11 protein-coding genes are annotated in these 15,714 nt (G+C 68.5%); 4 read left to right on the forward strand and 7 right to left on the reverse strand.

Annotated elements, in window-relative coordinates; all coding sequences use genetic code 11:
* Positions 1–93: 93 nt before the first annotated feature.
* From ACYVID_RS07540 to ACYVID_RS07565, 6 genes are all read right to left on the reverse strand, one after another.
* Entirely contained in the window at positions 94–3,024 is a 2,931-nt protein-coding gene (locus tag ACYVID_RS07540) for a DEAD/DEAH box helicase (protein ID WP_460735959.1), read from the reverse strand.
* Positions 3,021–6,353, reverse strand: a complete 3,333-nt coding sequence (locus tag ACYVID_RS07545) for a DEAD/DEAH box helicase (protein WP_460735961.1) — start codon at positions 6,351–6,353, stop codon at positions 3,021–3,023. Before ACYVID_RS07545 ends, ACYVID_RS07540 begins: the two co-directional genes overlap by 4 nt.
* The gene (locus ACYVID_RS07550) at positions 6,350–7,495 is read right to left on the reverse strand and encodes a hypothetical protein (RefSeq protein WP_460735963.1); all 1,146 of its coding nucleotides are present in this window, start codon (positions 7,493–7,495) and stop codon (positions 6,350–6,352) included. The genes ACYVID_RS07545 and ACYVID_RS07550 overlap by 4 nt, the downstream gene beginning before the upstream one ends.
* A complete protein-coding gene (locus ACYVID_RS07555; protein WP_460735965.1) occupies positions 7,492–8,013 on the reverse strand; it encodes a hypothetical protein in 522 nt (173 codons plus the stop codon). The genes ACYVID_RS07550 and ACYVID_RS07555 overlap by 4 nt, the downstream gene beginning before the upstream one ends.
* Before the next feature lies 1 nt (position 8,014).
* The gene (locus tag ACYVID_RS07560) at positions 8,015–9,379 is read right to left on the reverse strand and encodes a hypothetical protein (protein WP_460735967.1); all 1,365 of its coding nucleotides are present in this window, start codon (positions 9,377–9,379) and stop codon (positions 8,015–8,017) included.
* Between the two features lie 728 nt (positions 9,380–10,107).
* On the reverse strand, positions 10,108–11,091 hold the full coding sequence (locus tag ACYVID_RS07565) for a GlxA family transcriptional regulator (protein WP_460735969.1): 984 nt from the start codon (positions 11,089–11,091) through the stop codon (positions 10,108–10,110).
* A gap of 66 nt (positions 11,092–11,157) precedes the next feature.
* Here ACYVID_RS07565 and ACYVID_RS07570 point away from each other — a divergent pair, with 66 nt between their 5' ends.
* Positions 11,158–11,469, forward strand: a complete 312-nt coding sequence (locus ACYVID_RS07570; RefSeq protein ID WP_460735971.1) for a putative quinol monooxygenase — start codon at positions 11,158–11,160, stop codon at positions 11,467–11,469.
* 696 nt (positions 11,470–12,165) lie between these two features.
* Here ACYVID_RS07570 and ACYVID_RS07575 read toward each other — a convergent pair.
* Positions 12,166–12,711, reverse strand: coding sequence for a CGNR zinc finger domain-containing protein (locus ACYVID_RS07575; protein WP_460735973.1), 546 nt, complete (start codon positions 12,709–12,711; stop codon positions 12,166–12,168).
* A 104-nt stretch (positions 12,712–12,815) separates the two neighbouring features.
* Here ACYVID_RS07575 and ACYVID_RS07580 point away from each other — a divergent pair, with 104 nt between their 5' ends.
* From ACYVID_RS07580 to ACYVID_RS07590, 3 genes are all read left to right on the forward strand, one after another.
* Positions 12,816–14,021, forward strand: coding sequence for a cytochrome P450 (locus ACYVID_RS07580; protein ID WP_460735975.1), 1,206 nt, complete (start codon positions 12,816–12,818; stop codon positions 14,019–14,021).
* A 44-nt stretch (positions 14,022–14,065) separates the two neighbouring features.
* Positions 14,066–14,218: a hypothetical protein gene (locus tag ACYVID_RS07585; protein WP_300639661.1), complete on the forward strand. Its 153-nt coding sequence runs from the start codon at positions 14,066–14,068 to the stop codon at positions 14,216–14,218.
* Between the two features lie 128 nt (positions 14,219–14,346).
* Positions 14,347–15,678 carry an NAD(P)/FAD-dependent oxidoreductase gene (locus ACYVID_RS07590; protein WP_460735978.1) on the forward strand — a complete coding sequence of 444 codons (1,332 nt, stop codon included), beginning with the start codon at positions 14,347–14,349 and terminating at the stop codon, positions 15,676–15,678.
* Positions 15,679–15,714 lie beyond the last annotated feature (36 nt).

Consider the following 15,714-nt stretch of genomic DNA (forward strand, 5'->3'; position numbering starts at 1 on the left):
GTCCGCGGAGACAGCGGAGGAGCAACGATGGCCGCTGTCGCTAGCGCGATGCTCGGGGACTCTCATGGTCCTTCCCAAGTGGGACGGTAGCCCTTAGGAACAGCCACAGTGACCCAGCTGATCGATGGGACGGTCGCACGACCCACAGATGCTTGTCCCCCACTGCATCGGCTCCCATCTCGACGTTCGGGTCGGCTCATCAACCGACACCGCGGGAGCGCCAGACGCCCGGCGAAGCTGAGGCATTGTCGGCTTCATGTCGGAGGCTGGCGCGTCGCTCCCCGCACGGTCGTCCTCGGGGGCTGCTGCCGTGGGTTCGTCGGACGGATCGAGCGGTTCTGAAGCAGACTTCGCCTTCCCGGATTCTCGGCGTGCGAGCAGCTCGGCGCGCAAGCGCTCCTGCTCTGCCGACACAGCAAGGCGGGCCAGCTCGCGGTCACTGATGTCCTTGGCCTCGGGGGCGGCCTCGGCCAGGTCGCTGACGTCGACGTACTCGGTGATGAGAGAGCGTTTGGTTGCCAGGATCTCGAGGAGCCGCTCGTCGACGCTGTCCGGGGTCAGGACGCGATGGACCACGACCTTGTCGACTTGCCCCATGCGGTGGGCGCGCTTGACCGCTTGGTCCTCGAGTGACGGCTTCACCTGCGGCTCGCAGAGAATCACCACAGAAGCTGCCTGCAGATTCATACCCTGGCCTCCAGCCGCGATCTGGGCCAGCAAGACCTTCGGCGTCGAGCTCTGTTCCAAGCGCTCTGCGAGTGCCTGGCGCGCCTCAGGCGTCCGGCTGCCGCTGATCGTCCCGACGGCGTGTTCGCCCAGCTGACGCTCCAGTCGCTCGAGGACGTCGAGGAAGTAGGAAAAGACCAGGACCTTCTTGCCGTTGGCCATGGCCTCGGTGGCGAGCTCGATGACGCGGCTGGTCTTCGACGACTGCTCCGGGCTGTCGCTGACGAAGGCGACCCGTCTCATCGTCATGAAGTGGCCTCCGTCGACCTCGTCGAGGTACGCCTCCCACTCCGTGTCCGTGAAGGGGATCCAGTCCGGCGCTTCGACGAGATCGGGTAGCTCGCTGAGGACGTCGTCGGAACGGCGACGCAGATAGACAGGGGAAACGCGCTCGCGGAACGATTCGGCGCCGATCAGTGCCTCCACGGTGTCCAGCTCGCGGGCCACCTGCGGCTGCAAGTAGCTAACGAGGTTGCGGAACTCGGCGACGACGTTCTCGATGGGCGTCCCGGTCAGGAGCAGGGTCCGCGTGCTGCGGTCGATGTAGCTGCTGGCCACCTGCGAGCGCTGGGTCGCGGGATTCTTGAGCTGGTGAGCCTCGTCTGCGACGAACAGAGCGATGTCGATGTCTGCCGGGATGTGGAGGTTGGGCATCGTGCCGTAGGTGGTGACGGCGATTCCTCCGCGAGCGCGCCACTGTCTGAGGTTGGCGTCCCGGTCTGCACCGTGGATCCGGAAGCCGGTCAGGTGCGTGTGTCGGTGGACTTCTCGCAGCCAGTTGATGAGGACGCCGTTGGGACACACCACCAAGAAGTGTCGCGAGCCGCTCGCAGCCAGATGCGCCATCACGGCAAGCGCCTGGATCGTCTTGCCCAGCCCCATCTCGTCCCCGAGCAGGGTCTTGCGCTGCACGAGAGCGAACTTGGCACCGAACGCCTGGTACCCACGCAGCGAGACGCGCAGCATCTCGTCGTTCAAAGGCTGGGCATTCACCTGCTCTGCGATGGCCGAGGAGAGGTGGCCTTGGACAGCGTCCAGATCTGCTGAGACGCCGACGAGTTCCCCGAGGAGGCCGTAGATCTGTGCGCTTCGGCGCTTGAACTCATCCCAGACGTCGATGTCGCGCCGGGCCGATTCGGCATGTCGCTGCGACAACCCCAACGCGCGCGCGTCGTCCGCTGTCCCGCCGAGATAGCGAGCGACGTCTGCGCCCCGACGTGGACTGGTGCGGTGCAGCACCAGTGCATCACCGTGAGATCGAGTTCGCGGTAGCGACGACAACTCCCCAGCAGTTCGCTGGATGAAGTCCTTGGCCGGACCCATGCGCTCGTCGAGGTCCAGCAATGCCAACAGGTCGGCAAGCAGTCGGGTCAGGACAGGGTCGTCGGGATCGAAGTCGATCCGGATCAGGCGGCGACTCTCCTGGCTCTGGATCGCCTCGCGGAGGCCGGAGGCGGCCAAACGGATCGCACGGGCGGAATCGGGCCCGACACCCGGGACGTGTCCGATCTCCTTGCGGCCCTCCCAGACATGCAGCACGTTCTCGTAGCCACGGCTCTGGAGCGGAGCCAGGCGCACGCTGTCTCCAGCAGCCTGCCGTAACACGTCGAGTGAGAGCGCCCGGAGCTTGGAGTCGATCCGTCGATCGAGTAGTTCGGCGTAGCCGCTGGTGACTGCCCTCGTCAGCTCTTCCCGGACTCGCTCGTGATCGGTTCCGAGTTCCAGGACGTCATGGAGTGCGGCGATGTCGTGCCCCGGGAGCAGCTCATCGGCAACAGTCGGCAGGGGCGCACCCCAGGCAAAGGCGAGGCCGGCTGCGGCTCGCGGCCCGGGCGCAGGGGAGTCCGCGATCCTGGCCACGGTGCGTTGAATGGCCTCTTCGAGGCCACTTCGACGGACCCAGTTGCGGAGCACGAGCGCGCGGTTGATTGCTGGACCGACGTCGCGTCCGCTCGTGCGCAGGTCTTCGGACGTCCGGACGAGCTCGGCCTGGAGTTCCTTCGCACTGTCGACCAGGCCCGCCATCTCGAGGACGACCGCGCCGAGCGCGCGCGCTTCGTCGAACTCAGCAGACTCTGCGCGGGGGAAGAAGATGGTCGAACTGAGCACCCCTTTCCGGTCATTGACAACTATTGCGTCCCGTTCGTGGCGAGAACGGACCGAACGAGACGCCGACGCGAGATAGGCGTTGATCGTTTCAATGGCGCGCGAGGTCCGCTCCGCCCAGGCCTGCAGGCCATCGGCGATCCCACGTGCCTGCTCGAGATCGACCGAGACCGATGGGGCCATCGTCGTCATGGCAGATCCTCACCAGCACGCCACAACGCGGCCCATGACCAGGAGAACGCGTGCTGCTGCAGGTCGTCCCACCGCAACCCGCTGAGTCGGAGCCGGCTGACACGCAGCTCTCCGGTCGCGGCTCGGAGGAGGACGCGGAACTCTTCCTCGAGGTTGAGGGCGGACGCCACATCGGTACGACGGATGTGGACGGCGTCCTGGTGAGTCTCTTCGAGTGGCAGCCACCACTGCCGCCCGGTGCCCGGCAGGGACACGCGCAACAGCTGGCTGTGGTCTGGGGCCAGGTCAGCCTCCAGTCCCGCAAGCCGGACCCGCTCCAATGTGTCCGACAGATGGCGAATGTCCTGGAGCGCGGGGCTGCCGAGCAGGTGCGCCGGCACGACCAGCGCGACACCGTGGAGCTGGGGGGGCTTGAGGACGACACTGGACTCGGCCGGAAAACGCTCGCGACGCAATTCGAGTCTGTCCTGGGCCTGCTCAGCGCGCCGCTGTGCCGTCTCTGGTTTCACCGTAGGGCGGCTGCGACCCGAGGCGATCCCCTCCCAGTAGGCGATCTCCTGAGACAACGATGCCTCGATCTCTTCGCGCTTGCGCATCATGGCGGTGCCGTGGCTCTGCTCGACATCGGAGCGAATCTTTCGGGCTTGACCCATGGTCCATGTCTTGGCCCATTCCAGGATCCGCGAATCACCCCCGAGATCTGACACGACCTTCTCGACAGCGGGAAGTTCTGATTCGTCGGGGGCCCGATAGTCCAGATAGGCGGGTCCTGCGTCGTGGTGACCCTGCTCGTCGATCTCGACGAAGTCGAATCGTCGTGCCAGTGATACCGGGGTGGCGGATCCGTCGTTCACCTCGCAGCTGGCCATCGTCAGCACCCGAGGTCGTGACGAGGAAGACCAGGGATCGACGAGCACGGCGACCTCGAGCATCTCCTTCTCGTAGTGCCGTGTCACCGCAAGTGCGGTGGCGTCGAAAAGCCGGTGGCCCGGCCCGACGGTTGCCGTAGCTGTGGCATCTCCACCGTGCCTGCCGAGGCTCACCGCTGAGTAGGCGTTGCTGAGTGCCCCCCCGGCCTCTCTCGAGACGTCCTTCACGGCCGCTGGGACGAAACGGACATCGTGCAGGCCAGATCCCGCGGAGCGGACCTTGCCTCCGAGCGCTTCCAGGCCGGAAATGAACCAGGGACCCGAGAAGTGCGGCTGGAGAGCGTGTCTGCGTCCCTCCTCGGCCCGACGTTGGGCTGAGGCGAGATCGACCCGTTCCAGTACGTCCTTGTACTCGGCGCGCTTCGCCAGCAACTCCGGGATGTCCTTCGCGACCTTCTCGTCGACGACCCGGGAGAGCCGGTCCCGAACCGATGGATCGTCGCCGTACTGGATGGCTTCCTTGAGGAGCCCCTCGAGGGGTGTGTCGCCGAAAGCTTCGCCCAGGACGTCGAACACTTTGCCCTGAAGAGCCAGGGACTGCTCCTCCATCTTGCTCAACAGGCGCAGGTACACGTCGCCCTCGCGCGTGTTCGCTGCCACCAGATTCCACAGGTAGCAGACCTCAGCCTGTCCGATCCGGTGGATGCGCCCGAAGCGCTGCTCCAGGCGGTTCGGGTTCCACGGCAGGTCGTAATTGACCATCAGGTTGGCGACCTGGAGGTTGAGACCTTCTCCCGCGGCATCCGTCGCGAGGAGGATGTCCGCGAGCGGATCGGACACGAACTGGGCCTGCGCACGCAGACGCGTCTGACGATCCAGACCACCATGGATCTCGAGAACGGTGCCGGGCCGCCCCAGTTCGTCGATCCGCGCGCGAAGGTACCTGAGCGTGTCCCGATGTTCGGTGAACACGATGAACTTCCGGCGCGAGCCATCGGGACGAACAGCATGCTCTGAGCTCAAGATCGACCTGAGCTGCAGCCACTTCTGGTCCGCCTCGGATGCGCGGACCTCCGCCGCGAGATCGATCAGTCGCCCCAGCGTCGCGATCTCGGTGTCGAGCTCTGCCAGGGTCGCGGCTGCCGTCGCGGCGTCGAGCACAGGGCTGTGTTCGTTTTCCTCCGCCGTGGCGACATCAGCGTCGTCGGGCTTGGTCTCCGGGACGTTGCCTTGGGGACCCAGCGCGCCGGACGCCAGTTCCTCGCGGCGTCCCCGCAACCGCTCCCGGCGACGTTGGAGGCTACGCAGAATGGCCTCCGGGCTCGATGCCAGACGCCTCTGCAGCACCATCAGCGCAAAACCGACGGTGCGGCGGGTCTGTCCCCGCAGCACCGCCTCGGCCCGGTTCATCTCCACGCTGACGTACTCACTCACCTCCTCGTAGAGACGAGCCTCGAGCGCGCTCAGCTCATAGGAGATCGTCTGAGAGCGGCGCTCGGTGAACAGGTGCCTTCCCTCCATAGTCAGCAGGTCTTCTTTGAGCATCCGCCGCATCAGGTCGGTGCCGGGGCGTGCGGCATCTTGGACTCGGTGACTACCGAAGCGGTCGCGGTCCAGTAGCGCGAGGAAAGCCTGGAACCGTTCGGGGTCCCCTGAGTGCGGGGTGGCGGTGAGCAGGAGGAAGTTCCTGGCTACCTCCGCGAGGAGCTCGCCGAGCCGGTAGCGGTTCGTGCGGGAGCTGTCTGGCTGTGTCCCGGTTGCGCTCATCCGGTGGGCCTCGTCGACGACCACCAGGTCCCACTCGTGTTCTTGGAGTTCTCGAGCGAGTTCGTCGTTGTTTGCCAAGACGTCCATCCGGGCGATCAGTAACGGGTACTCGCTGAAGACCGATCCGACGCAGGTGGCCACGAGGTCACGGGTCAGGACCGTGAAGACCAACCCGAACTTCTCGTACAGCTCGTTGGCCCACTGATCAACCAGACCGCTCGGTGCCACGATGAGGCAGCGGGTCAGGTCGCCTCGCAGCATCAGTTCCTTGACGTACAAGCCGCACATGATGGTCTTGCCGGCGCCCGGGTCGTCGGCGAGCAAGTACCTGAGCGGACGTCTCGGCAAGAACTCGCCGTAGACCGCGTTGATCTGATGGGGAAGCGGTTGCAGGGTCGAGGACGACACCGCCAGCATCGGATCGATCAAGGCTGCGTGCTGCAAGCGCAGGGCCTCGGCTGCGATCTTCCAGGTCCTGACTTCGATGCGGCTGGTGGCGCCGCCTTCTGTCACCCGATTCAGCTTGTCTTCCTGATCGGCGAAGACCAGGCTCTCTTGCACGTCTCCGCGGCGAGTGCGGAACGTCAGGAGCACCGCGTCGTCCAGTTCCCATTGAACGCGTACGACCTCGATCGGCTCGCCGATCAGACCTGTGACCCAGTCGCCGGGATAGAGCTCATTCAGCCGGATCATGCGGCGAGTGCCTCCAACCAGTGCCCAGCCGACGGGCGACGCCCCGGTGAGGCGGCGCGCCGAAGAAGCGTCTCGACTCGGCCGGCCTGGTGCCGGTTGAGTCCGGGCACAATCGGGACGGTGCCTGCGGTGCTCGCGTGGCCGCGTAGGTCGAGGAGTTCCGCAATGAGCCCGGCCAACTCGTGACGGTCCTCGTCGGCGCCTCGAACCGGCAGCGAGCCGTCGAGCACCTCACCACCGATAGGACGGAGTAGGTGCGGTTCGAGAAGCCAGAGTTTCGGTCGCCCGTCCAGGGACACGCCGAAGGACGAGGGAGAGATGCCCGACGTAACGAGATCAGCTGCGTGGAGTGCGTGGATCGTTCGTGCGACCAAGCGGGCGCACTCGAGACGATCCAGTACGTCGAGAGGGTCGGGCGCTCCTCTCAGCACGTCGCCGAGGGTCATGACCCGATCCCGTCCTTTGGACTCAGCGGAGAGATCGATGAGGGAGTAGTGGGTCGCGTCGTGCCTCTGTGGCAGGGCAACCGTGACCGGTTCGCCGGTGAGAGCGTCGGTCACTGGATCGGCGGCCATATCGAAGCGCTCCAACATGTCCTCCAGAACCGGAGCAGGGAGCGGAGAAGGGTATTCAGTCCGCCGGGGGGCATTTCGGGGTTTCTTGGCGAACCTCTCGGTGTCGATGGGCGACTCGTTCAGCGTGGCCGCGTCGATCAACAGGACCCGTACCTCCTCGAGGACGGGCTCGGGGACTGGTGCTGGTGAGGTGGCCGCCTCTTCCGCAGTGGCCTGTTCGGCGGATTCGAGGTTGGTAGCGCCTTCCTCGATGGGGGTCTCGACAGGCGCCAGAGACGGCGGCGTGGACGGCCCCGGGTGCTGCTCGTTCGCCGGTAGTGACTCGGCTGCCACATCGGGAGCAGGAGACTCTTCCACATCAGGAGTGGCCGCGAACTCCAGCCACCGATCGAGCTCAGCTTCTCTCGCATCTGGCGACCGAACGGCCCTGGCCATGTGGATCGCTTCATCGGTCGTCGTTGCCGCGATGGCGCTGGGTGATGCCGCAACGGGCGGCAACGTAGCTGGCGCCGGGCGGGCGCGTCGAGGGCCACGTAGCTTGGCCAGGAGTCTCTGGAAGAACTTCACGACGAGCTCTTCTGAGTCAAGAAGATGAAGACCTCCAGTCGCGCCTGCCCGAGAGGCAGGGCGCCATCCCAGAAGGCCCTCGAGGGCACGCGCGAACCGAACGTCGAGCGCGAGGCGCAGCCCAGCTGGCTGATGACGGACCGGGCTACGTTCTGTCCGACCGCCACGTCCGAACCGCCGCCGAAGACCAGCACCAGCGCGGCGCGCTCTCCCCTCACGGGACCCAGCCTGGACGTGATGGCCTGGCAGACAGCACGCGCCTCAGCGCCCGCTACTCGACCGGTACTCGCTGGTCCCGGCTTCACGTTCACGGTGATCGAGACGGGGTCGGTCTTCATGCCCACGATGGGTGCGACTTTGGGTGGCGGGGGAGGCGGCTCGGGGGGTTCGGGGGGCGTGTAGGCGATCGCGGAGCCGAGCCCGACGATGAACAGGACCAGGAGGAGGTCAGCGAACACCCAGCCCGCGATCGATTCGACGCTGAAATGACGCGCGCGTCGGCTGGCTCCGGACGCCATGTCAGCGGCCGCCCACGGGCTCCGCGCCCATCGAAAGGCGACGCAGCATCCGCTCCGCGGCATCGCGGGCGGCCGACAGTTCGGAGACCTGGCCCTGCAAAGCACCTTCTTGCCGGGTCAACGCAAGCTCGAGCTGCTCGATCGCAGCGGTGATCTGTGCGGCCACGTCGGCGAGCTCCTGTTGGCCGCGCAGCTGGTACTCACCGATCTTGTGCACCTCGGAGGCGAGAGTCACGGCGGCATCGCTGGTCTTGGTCGCGCTGGAGCCCATGGTGCCGATCACCGACTGCAAGTCATCGGCGGCGCTGCGGATCGCAAGCGACGTTGAGTCCCGGAAGCCGGCCTCCGCGGAGGAGACGCTGGCGGCGATGACGGTGGCGGACTCTCGGGTGGCGTCACTAATGGTGGTGACGCCTTCGCGGAAGGCGGCCGTCACGCTTGCGTGTCCCTGCTCCACCGAGTCGGTCACGGCTGCGACCGCGCGCTCGTTGACGTCGCTGAGACCCTCGAGGCTCTGCTGCACCACGGTGGTGATGGCAGCAGTTCCCTCCACACTGGCCTGACGGGTCTGGTCTGCTGCAACGGCAGTCGCCTCCGAGGCGCGGGTTGCCGTCACCACGAGTTCGGACACCTCGCCCGCTGCCTCGCGGAGGTTCTCCGACACAGTTGACAAACCCTCGGTCGCCTCACGAGTCGCCTTGTCCACCTCGACGAGCGTCTTCCTCACGGCGCGATGGGCCGACGCGAGCTTGTCTACCGAGCGCTGGAGCACCTCCTCGATGCGCTGCGGATGGTCAGCCCGCTTGGCATTCAGGACGATGGACGCGCCGGTGAGCGCCGAGACCAGCTCCGTCTGGGCCGCTCGCCTTGCATCATCCTCCCGTCGGACGTTGACGCCGGCAGCAACGCGATGCGCCACCAGTGCGGCGATAGCTCCGATGATCAGCAGCGTCGAGATCAGGGCCATCGGGACGAGTTGATGCCAGTGGCTGAGAGTGTTCTCGAAACCCGTGGCCCACAACTCCAGGAACGTCGTCCCGTCTTCCACCTGCCCAGCGTCGAGCATTTCCTGGTAAGCACTGGAGGCCTCGCGGAAGGACCACCACGTCCATCCGACGGGCAGGAAGACGGCCACACCGGTGAGCATCCCCAGCGCACGCTCAGTCCAGTTGTGGTGCTCCAGCCGAACTGTCGAATCCATTGGGAAGGCGGCGAACAAGTCGACTGCGACCCACGTGTCGCTTTCCTCTCGGTTGAGGTCTTCGGCCAGCGACCGCAGGTCGTCAGAGCGGTCAGCGAACCGGACGTCTCCGGCAAGGGCCAAGAGTCGCTCGGCACAGGCAGTTGCGTCGGGCGCTGCTGGCATGGGTCCTCCGTGTGTCGTTCCTGCGAAGTAGGCGCGTTGCCCGAACGCTGACTGTAAAGCCCTACTCCGACAACGATGGCGGAAGTGAAGGTTTCCCACCGCAACGAAGGCGCGGGGCGCCGCTCGCCAAGACAGATTCGGTTGGCTGGGCCGATCAGCAGACGTGAAGGAGAACCGCGTCGTGATCGGACATCGGCTTTCCGTCTCGAGTTGCCATCACCGCGCGGGCGCGGGCTGGGGCCCGGCCGGGATCGATGTCTCGTGCCGGGTCCGGTGAAGTCGGCTGGTGGGCCAGCCGCCAAGGCAGGCAGAGAACCTGGGGCGCTTCAGGTCCCTTGAAAGTAGGGCTTGGACACGGCGCATCTTTCGTCGACACCGGTCAAGTCCGCTGGGGTGGCGTCCGAGAGGAATAGGTCGTCGGTTCGATTCCGACAGGCGGCTCCGAGAAGGGCCCCTGACCTGCGGGAACGCAGGTCAGGGGCCTTCGTCATCTCACGGGATCGAACCGACGACGGGTGGAAGTCCACACGCACTCCACCGACGAGAACGCACCATGATCCCACCCACCCGACCTCGGCCGCCCGGGACGCCGGGGCACGTCGAATCCTCCTGTCGCGCGAGCTTCCCGAGCGGGACTTGAAGGGCGCGACGCAGGAGCATCGACGCGACCTGCTGAACGGCGGTTGCAACTGAAATGCCGGGCCACCGGGTACGAGCATGGCGACAGGTCAGGGACGGCGTCGCTCCCTGCGCAGGAGGGAGCGCAGAGTCTCGGCGTTCGCGTAGCCGACACGGAGCGCGATCTCGGCGGAGGTGAGGTCCGTGGTCGCCGAGAGGTGCCGCGCTCGTTCGATGCGAAGCCGTTGGACGAAGCCGAGCGGAGTGAGGTTGAGCGCCGCACGGACTCGTCGCTCGAGGGTGCGCCGACTGGTCCCGAGCGACTGCGCTACCGACGCGACGTTGAACGGTTCGTCCAGGCGGGCGCGCACGAAGCGTTCGAACTCGACGACGATCGGGTCCTCGTGCCGGAGATGTTCGTAGGCGATGAAGGCCGCCTGCGACGGGCGCTCGTCGATGATGAGGAGCTTGGCGACATGTCGCGCCAGGTCGGGGCTGATCGATCGCACGAGTGAGAGTGCGAGGTCGATGTGGGCGAAGGCGGCGCCGGCGGTGACGAGGTTTCCGTCGACCACGACCATGGTGTCGAGATCGAGCGCGACGGTCGGATATCGCTTCCGGAACTCCGGCCCCAGGAACCAGCTGGTCGTCGCGCGCCGCTGGTGCATCCGTCCGGTCTCGGCGACGGCGAACACGCCGGTGCACGCCGCGGCGATCTGGGTGGTCGCGTCGTCGAGGCGCGCGAGTGAGGCGATGACCGAACGAGCATCCCGGCTCCGGAGGGCGTCGTCGGTCGCGGCGGCGGTGAGGGTTCCGAGCGCGGGGACGACGACCACGTCGAACTCCCCGGACTCCGACAGCGGGTGGTCCACCGACAGGGCCATCGATGCTGTCGTCGTCACGCGCCGTTTCGGTCCGAGGATGGCGAGTTCGATCGGGTCGATCCGCGGGTCGACATCGCCGCGGGCCCCGTCGGCCACCCGCAGGATGTCGATGACCGACGCGACCGCCGAACCGAAGCAGCCGTCGATCGCGATCAGCCCGATACGCATGGCGCGAATCGTAGCAATACTGCCGTATACGCCACTCCTCAACTCCCCTCTTCCGTCCTACGCTGAACTCGCCCCACCGATGGATCCCGATGTCAAGGAGAACCCCTCATGTCCACGCCCGCATCACTCCCGTACGCCTTCGTCGCCAAGATCGTCGCCGCCGATGGCCAGCACGACGCGCTCGCCGATCTGCTCGCCGGCGCTGTCGCACTCGCCAACGAGGAAGTGGGGACGATCGTCTGGTTCGCGGCCAGGACCCACGCCGACACCTTCTGGATCTTCGATGCATTCCCCGACGAGGCCGCTCGCGACGCGCACGCCAACGGCGCCATCGTCGAAGCCCTGATGGCCCATCAGCACCTGCTCGGCGCAGCACCCGAGATCCTGCCTGCCGACGTCCTCGCGTCCAAGCTCCCGTAGTCCGCCGTCGCACGAGGCGGGTGTGCCTCGGGGGCGCCCGTCAGATGGCGTCTCGAGAGCCACATCCACTCGGCACGAGCAGGTCGTCGGTTCGATTCCGACAGGCGGCTTCGGACAAGCCCCTGACCTGCGGAGACGCAGGTCAGGGGCTTGGTGCGTCCGGGACCCAGTGCGACTGGAGTGTGTGCATCGCACCAGTCGCGTCACCCGCACTCCCGTCGACCTCCCAGCCGCGCGTCGGCTCGGGGCCCGCGGCGAAGGACCCGCCGAGCAACTCGACCCGTTCGGCCATGCCCACCAGTCCGAAGCCCGGCTGCGGCGGCGAGCCGTGCTCGATCCGGCCGTCGTCGCGGACCCGGAGCCTGACGGTCCCGCCCTCCCGGCGTACGTCGATGCCGACCCGGGTCGTCCCCCCGCGCGTGCCGGAGCGCGTTGGTGAGGGACTCCTGGGCGATGCGGTAGAGCGCGGTCTCCACCTGCGGCGACAGTGGAGGCAGCACGGGGTCGACAGCGACCTCGACCCGTGGGCTCGCACCGGTGCGCGCCAGGGCTGCGACGTCGGTGAGGCCGGGTTGCGGCGCGTACTCGACGCCGCCGTCGGTGCGCAGCGCCCGCACCATCGACCGCATCTCGTCCAGGGTCCGCGAAGCCTCGGCCTCGATGACTGGAGCGGCGCGCGGGACGACGGACTCCGGGTCAGCCCGCGTCGCCCGCCTGCCGAGCGCGGTAGGCGGCGGCGTGGGTCCGGTCGGCACACCCGGAGCCGCAGAAGTGGCGTGAACGGTTGCGCGTCAGGTCGACCAGCACGTGGTCGCACCCGCTCGCCCGGCAGACCTTGAGCCGGGCCAGGTCACCCGCGCGCAGCAGGTCCACGACCGCGACGGCGGCCTCCACGGCCATCCGCTGGTCCAGCGGGGCGTCGTCGGGAAGGGCGTGGACGTGCCACCCGTAGTCCCCGTGCCGGACGACGCGGGGCGAGGCGCCGGCGTGCTCGAAGACCGTGTTGACGTCGGCGGCGACGGTCTGCTCGTCGGCACTCCACCAGCGGCGTAGCCGAGGTCGCAGGTCCCGCACAGCCTGGAGCTCGCCCAGGGTCGTCGGTGGGGCGCCGCTCCACGACCAGGCCTGCACGAAGTCGAGCAGTGCCGCGAGGTCCGCCAGCCCCTCGCGGGTCCGCCCACCGCTCGCGCCTGAAGGGGCGGGGGCTGTGTTCACCAGCGCGGCCGCACCCTGCAGGGCCACGGCTGTGTCATGACCGAAAAGCACCTTGACTCCTGACGTGCGGGGTCCGTACCGTCAGGATCATCCGTCATTACGGTCCTGATGTCGATCCCGAGGAGCCCCCGATGCCGTCCCAGGTGCCCACCGCCCCCTTCCTCGACCTGGCAGACCCGGCCTTCGACACCACCTCCGCGCAGGTGCACGCGGCCCGCGAGGCCGACTGGCTGGCGCCGACGTCGTACGGCTTCGCGGTGCTGCGCTACGAGGAGGCCAACGAGCTGCTGACCGACCGCCGTTTCCGGCAGGGCAACGCACGCTGGCCGGAGCAGAACGGCGTGACGGGCGGTCGGTTCCTCGAGTGGTGGCAGCGGGTGCTGCTGAGCCTCGACGGCGACGACCACGCGCGACTGCGCCGCCTGCTGATGCCGGCGTTCAAGCGACAGAGCATCCTGCGCATGCGACCGCAGTTCCAGCGGATCGCCGACGAGCTGGTCGAAGGGTTCGCCCAGCGCGGCCGGGTCGAGCTGATCGAGGAGTTCGCCGAGCCGTACGCCGCTCGCATCCTCTGCCTGCTGCTGGGCCTGCCCGAGGGCGAGTGGCGGCAGGTGGCGCACTGGGCCGACGACCTGGGCCGTTCCTTCGGCATCGCCGTCGCCCGGGACCTCCCGTTGATCGAGGCGGCGCTGGAAGGCCTGACCGGCTACGTCGAGGCGGCGGTCGAGGACCGCCTCGCACACCCTCGCGAGGACCTCGTCTCCACCCTGGTGCAGGCCCACGCGGGGGACGGCCGCCTGACCCGCGACGAGCTGGTCGTCGGCCTGGTGTTCCTGGCCTTCGCCGGGATGGAGACGACGCGCAACCAGATCGGCCTGGCCGTCCAGACGCTGCTGCGCCACCCGGACCAGTGGCGGTTGCTGTCCGAGCGTCCTGACCTGGGCGAGGCGGCCGTCGAGGAGGTCATGCGGGTCAACCCGACGGTCACCTGGGTGACTCGCGAGGCGACCGAGGACCTGACGTTCCGCGGTGTGCACTTCCCGGCGGGCGCGATCCTGCAGGTGCTCTCGCACGCCGCCGGCACCGACCCGCGGGCCATGCCCGATCCTGACGTCGACATCACCGCTGCCCGTGACCGGGCGCCGCACCTGGGCTTCGGCAAGGGCGTCCACCACTGCCTGGGCCACATGGTCGCGCGCGTCGACATGGCGGTGGCGCTCCCGACCCTGGCCCGTGCCATGCCGGATGCCGCGCCCGACGGCCCGGGGGAGTGGCTCCCGGTCTCCGGCAACACCGGCGCGCTGTCCTTCCCCCTGTGCTTCACCCCCGGGCCCTGACCGGGCCCGCGGGCAGCCCGGACGGCCAGTGCTACGGTCCGCCCATGACGACCCCCTCGGTGTGCGCGACGGCATGGCCCTCGCTCGTGCCGAGCGGCGCCGCCCTGCTGGCGATCCTCCTCAGTGAGGAAGCGCGGGGCGTGCGGGGCGTGGACGTCCTGCGGCGCAGCGTCGACCGCGCCCCGCCCGCGCGCTGACCGCGGCAGCGACTGCCGTCCTCTCCCCTCTCTCTCGCGATCCCCGTGAGCGGCGCCGCTGCGCCCTCGGCGTGGACCGCTCCCGCCCCGCGCCGTCGCGCGCCCCGGCTCGACCCAGGACGTGTCCCATGACGACCCACCCCCGCTCGCCCAGCACTCCCGCACGACGTACGCCGCAGCGCGTCGCCGTGGTCGGCGGCGGCATCGTCGGCCTCAGCGTCGCCTGGCACCTCCAGAGGTACGACGTCGAGGTGGTCGTCCTCGAGCAGGGCCGGATCGGGGAGGGCGCGTCGTGGGGCAACGCCGGGTGGCTGACGCCGGCCCTCGCGCGACCCCTGCCCGACCCGCACGTGCTGCGGTTCGGTCTGCGGGCACTGCTCGACCCTGCGTCGCCGGTCTATCTGCCGCCGACGGCCGACCCGGCCACGTGGCGCTTCCTGCTCGGCTTCGCCCGGCACTGCACGGCTCCCGCCGCCCGGCGGGCCATGGCCGCGCTCGCGCCGCTGAACCAGCGGGCGATCGCCGCCTTCGACGAGCTCTCCGACGCGCAGGCCATGCCCCGCACCCGCGACGCGCAGCCCTTCCTGGCGTGCTTCGGCTCCACGCAGGAGGCCCTGGCCCTGGTGCGGGAGCTGCAGGAGCTCGAGGAGCACGGTCAAAGGGTGCACTTCGACTACCTCACCGGTCCCCAGGTGCACGCCGCCGAGCCGGCGTTGGGGGCGGGCGTCGCAGCCGCGGTCGCCCTGCGAGGGCAGCGCTACCTGCACCCACCCCTGTTCGTCGCCTCGCTGCGCGCGGCGGTGGAGGAGGCCGGCGGGGTCGTCCGCGAGGGCAGCACGGTCACCGGCGTACGCCGCGACGTGGCTGGCCTGCGAGTCGTCACGGCCACCGGCGAGGACCGGCACGTCGACGCCGTCGTCCTCTGCGGCGGCGCAGGTTCGGGCGACCTGCTCCGCGATCACGGGGTGCGCCGACCGGTGCAGGCGGGCCGTGGCTACTCCTTCAGCGTCACCGGCGCGGAGGTGCCGTCCGGACCGGTGTACTTCCCGGTCGAGCGGATCGCCTGCACCCCGCTCCACGACCCGTGGGTGACCGAGCGCGACGAGAAGTGGCGCCCGCTCCCCGTCACGCCGCGGCTGCGCATCGCCGGGATGATGGAGTTCCGTCCCCACGGCGCGCCGTTGGACCCCCGGCGGATCGAGGCGATCGTCGCCGCGGTGCGTCCCCTGCTGCCGGAGGTGGACCTCGACGACCGGCAGGACGAGTGGGTCGGCTCCCGGCCGTGCACCACCGACGGGCTGCCGCTGATCGGTCCCACGCGCACCCCCGGGGTCCACGTCGCCACCGGGCACGGCATGTGGGGAGTCGTCCACGGACCGCTCACCGGGCGGCTGCTGGCCGAGCAGGTCGTGACCGGCCGCGCGTCGCCCCTGCTGCGTCCCTTCCGGCCAACCCGATGACCCTCGAGGACGTCTCGACGGCAGCCCGCCGAGCCC

This window comes from Nocardioides ginkgobilobae, assembly GCF_054781275.1.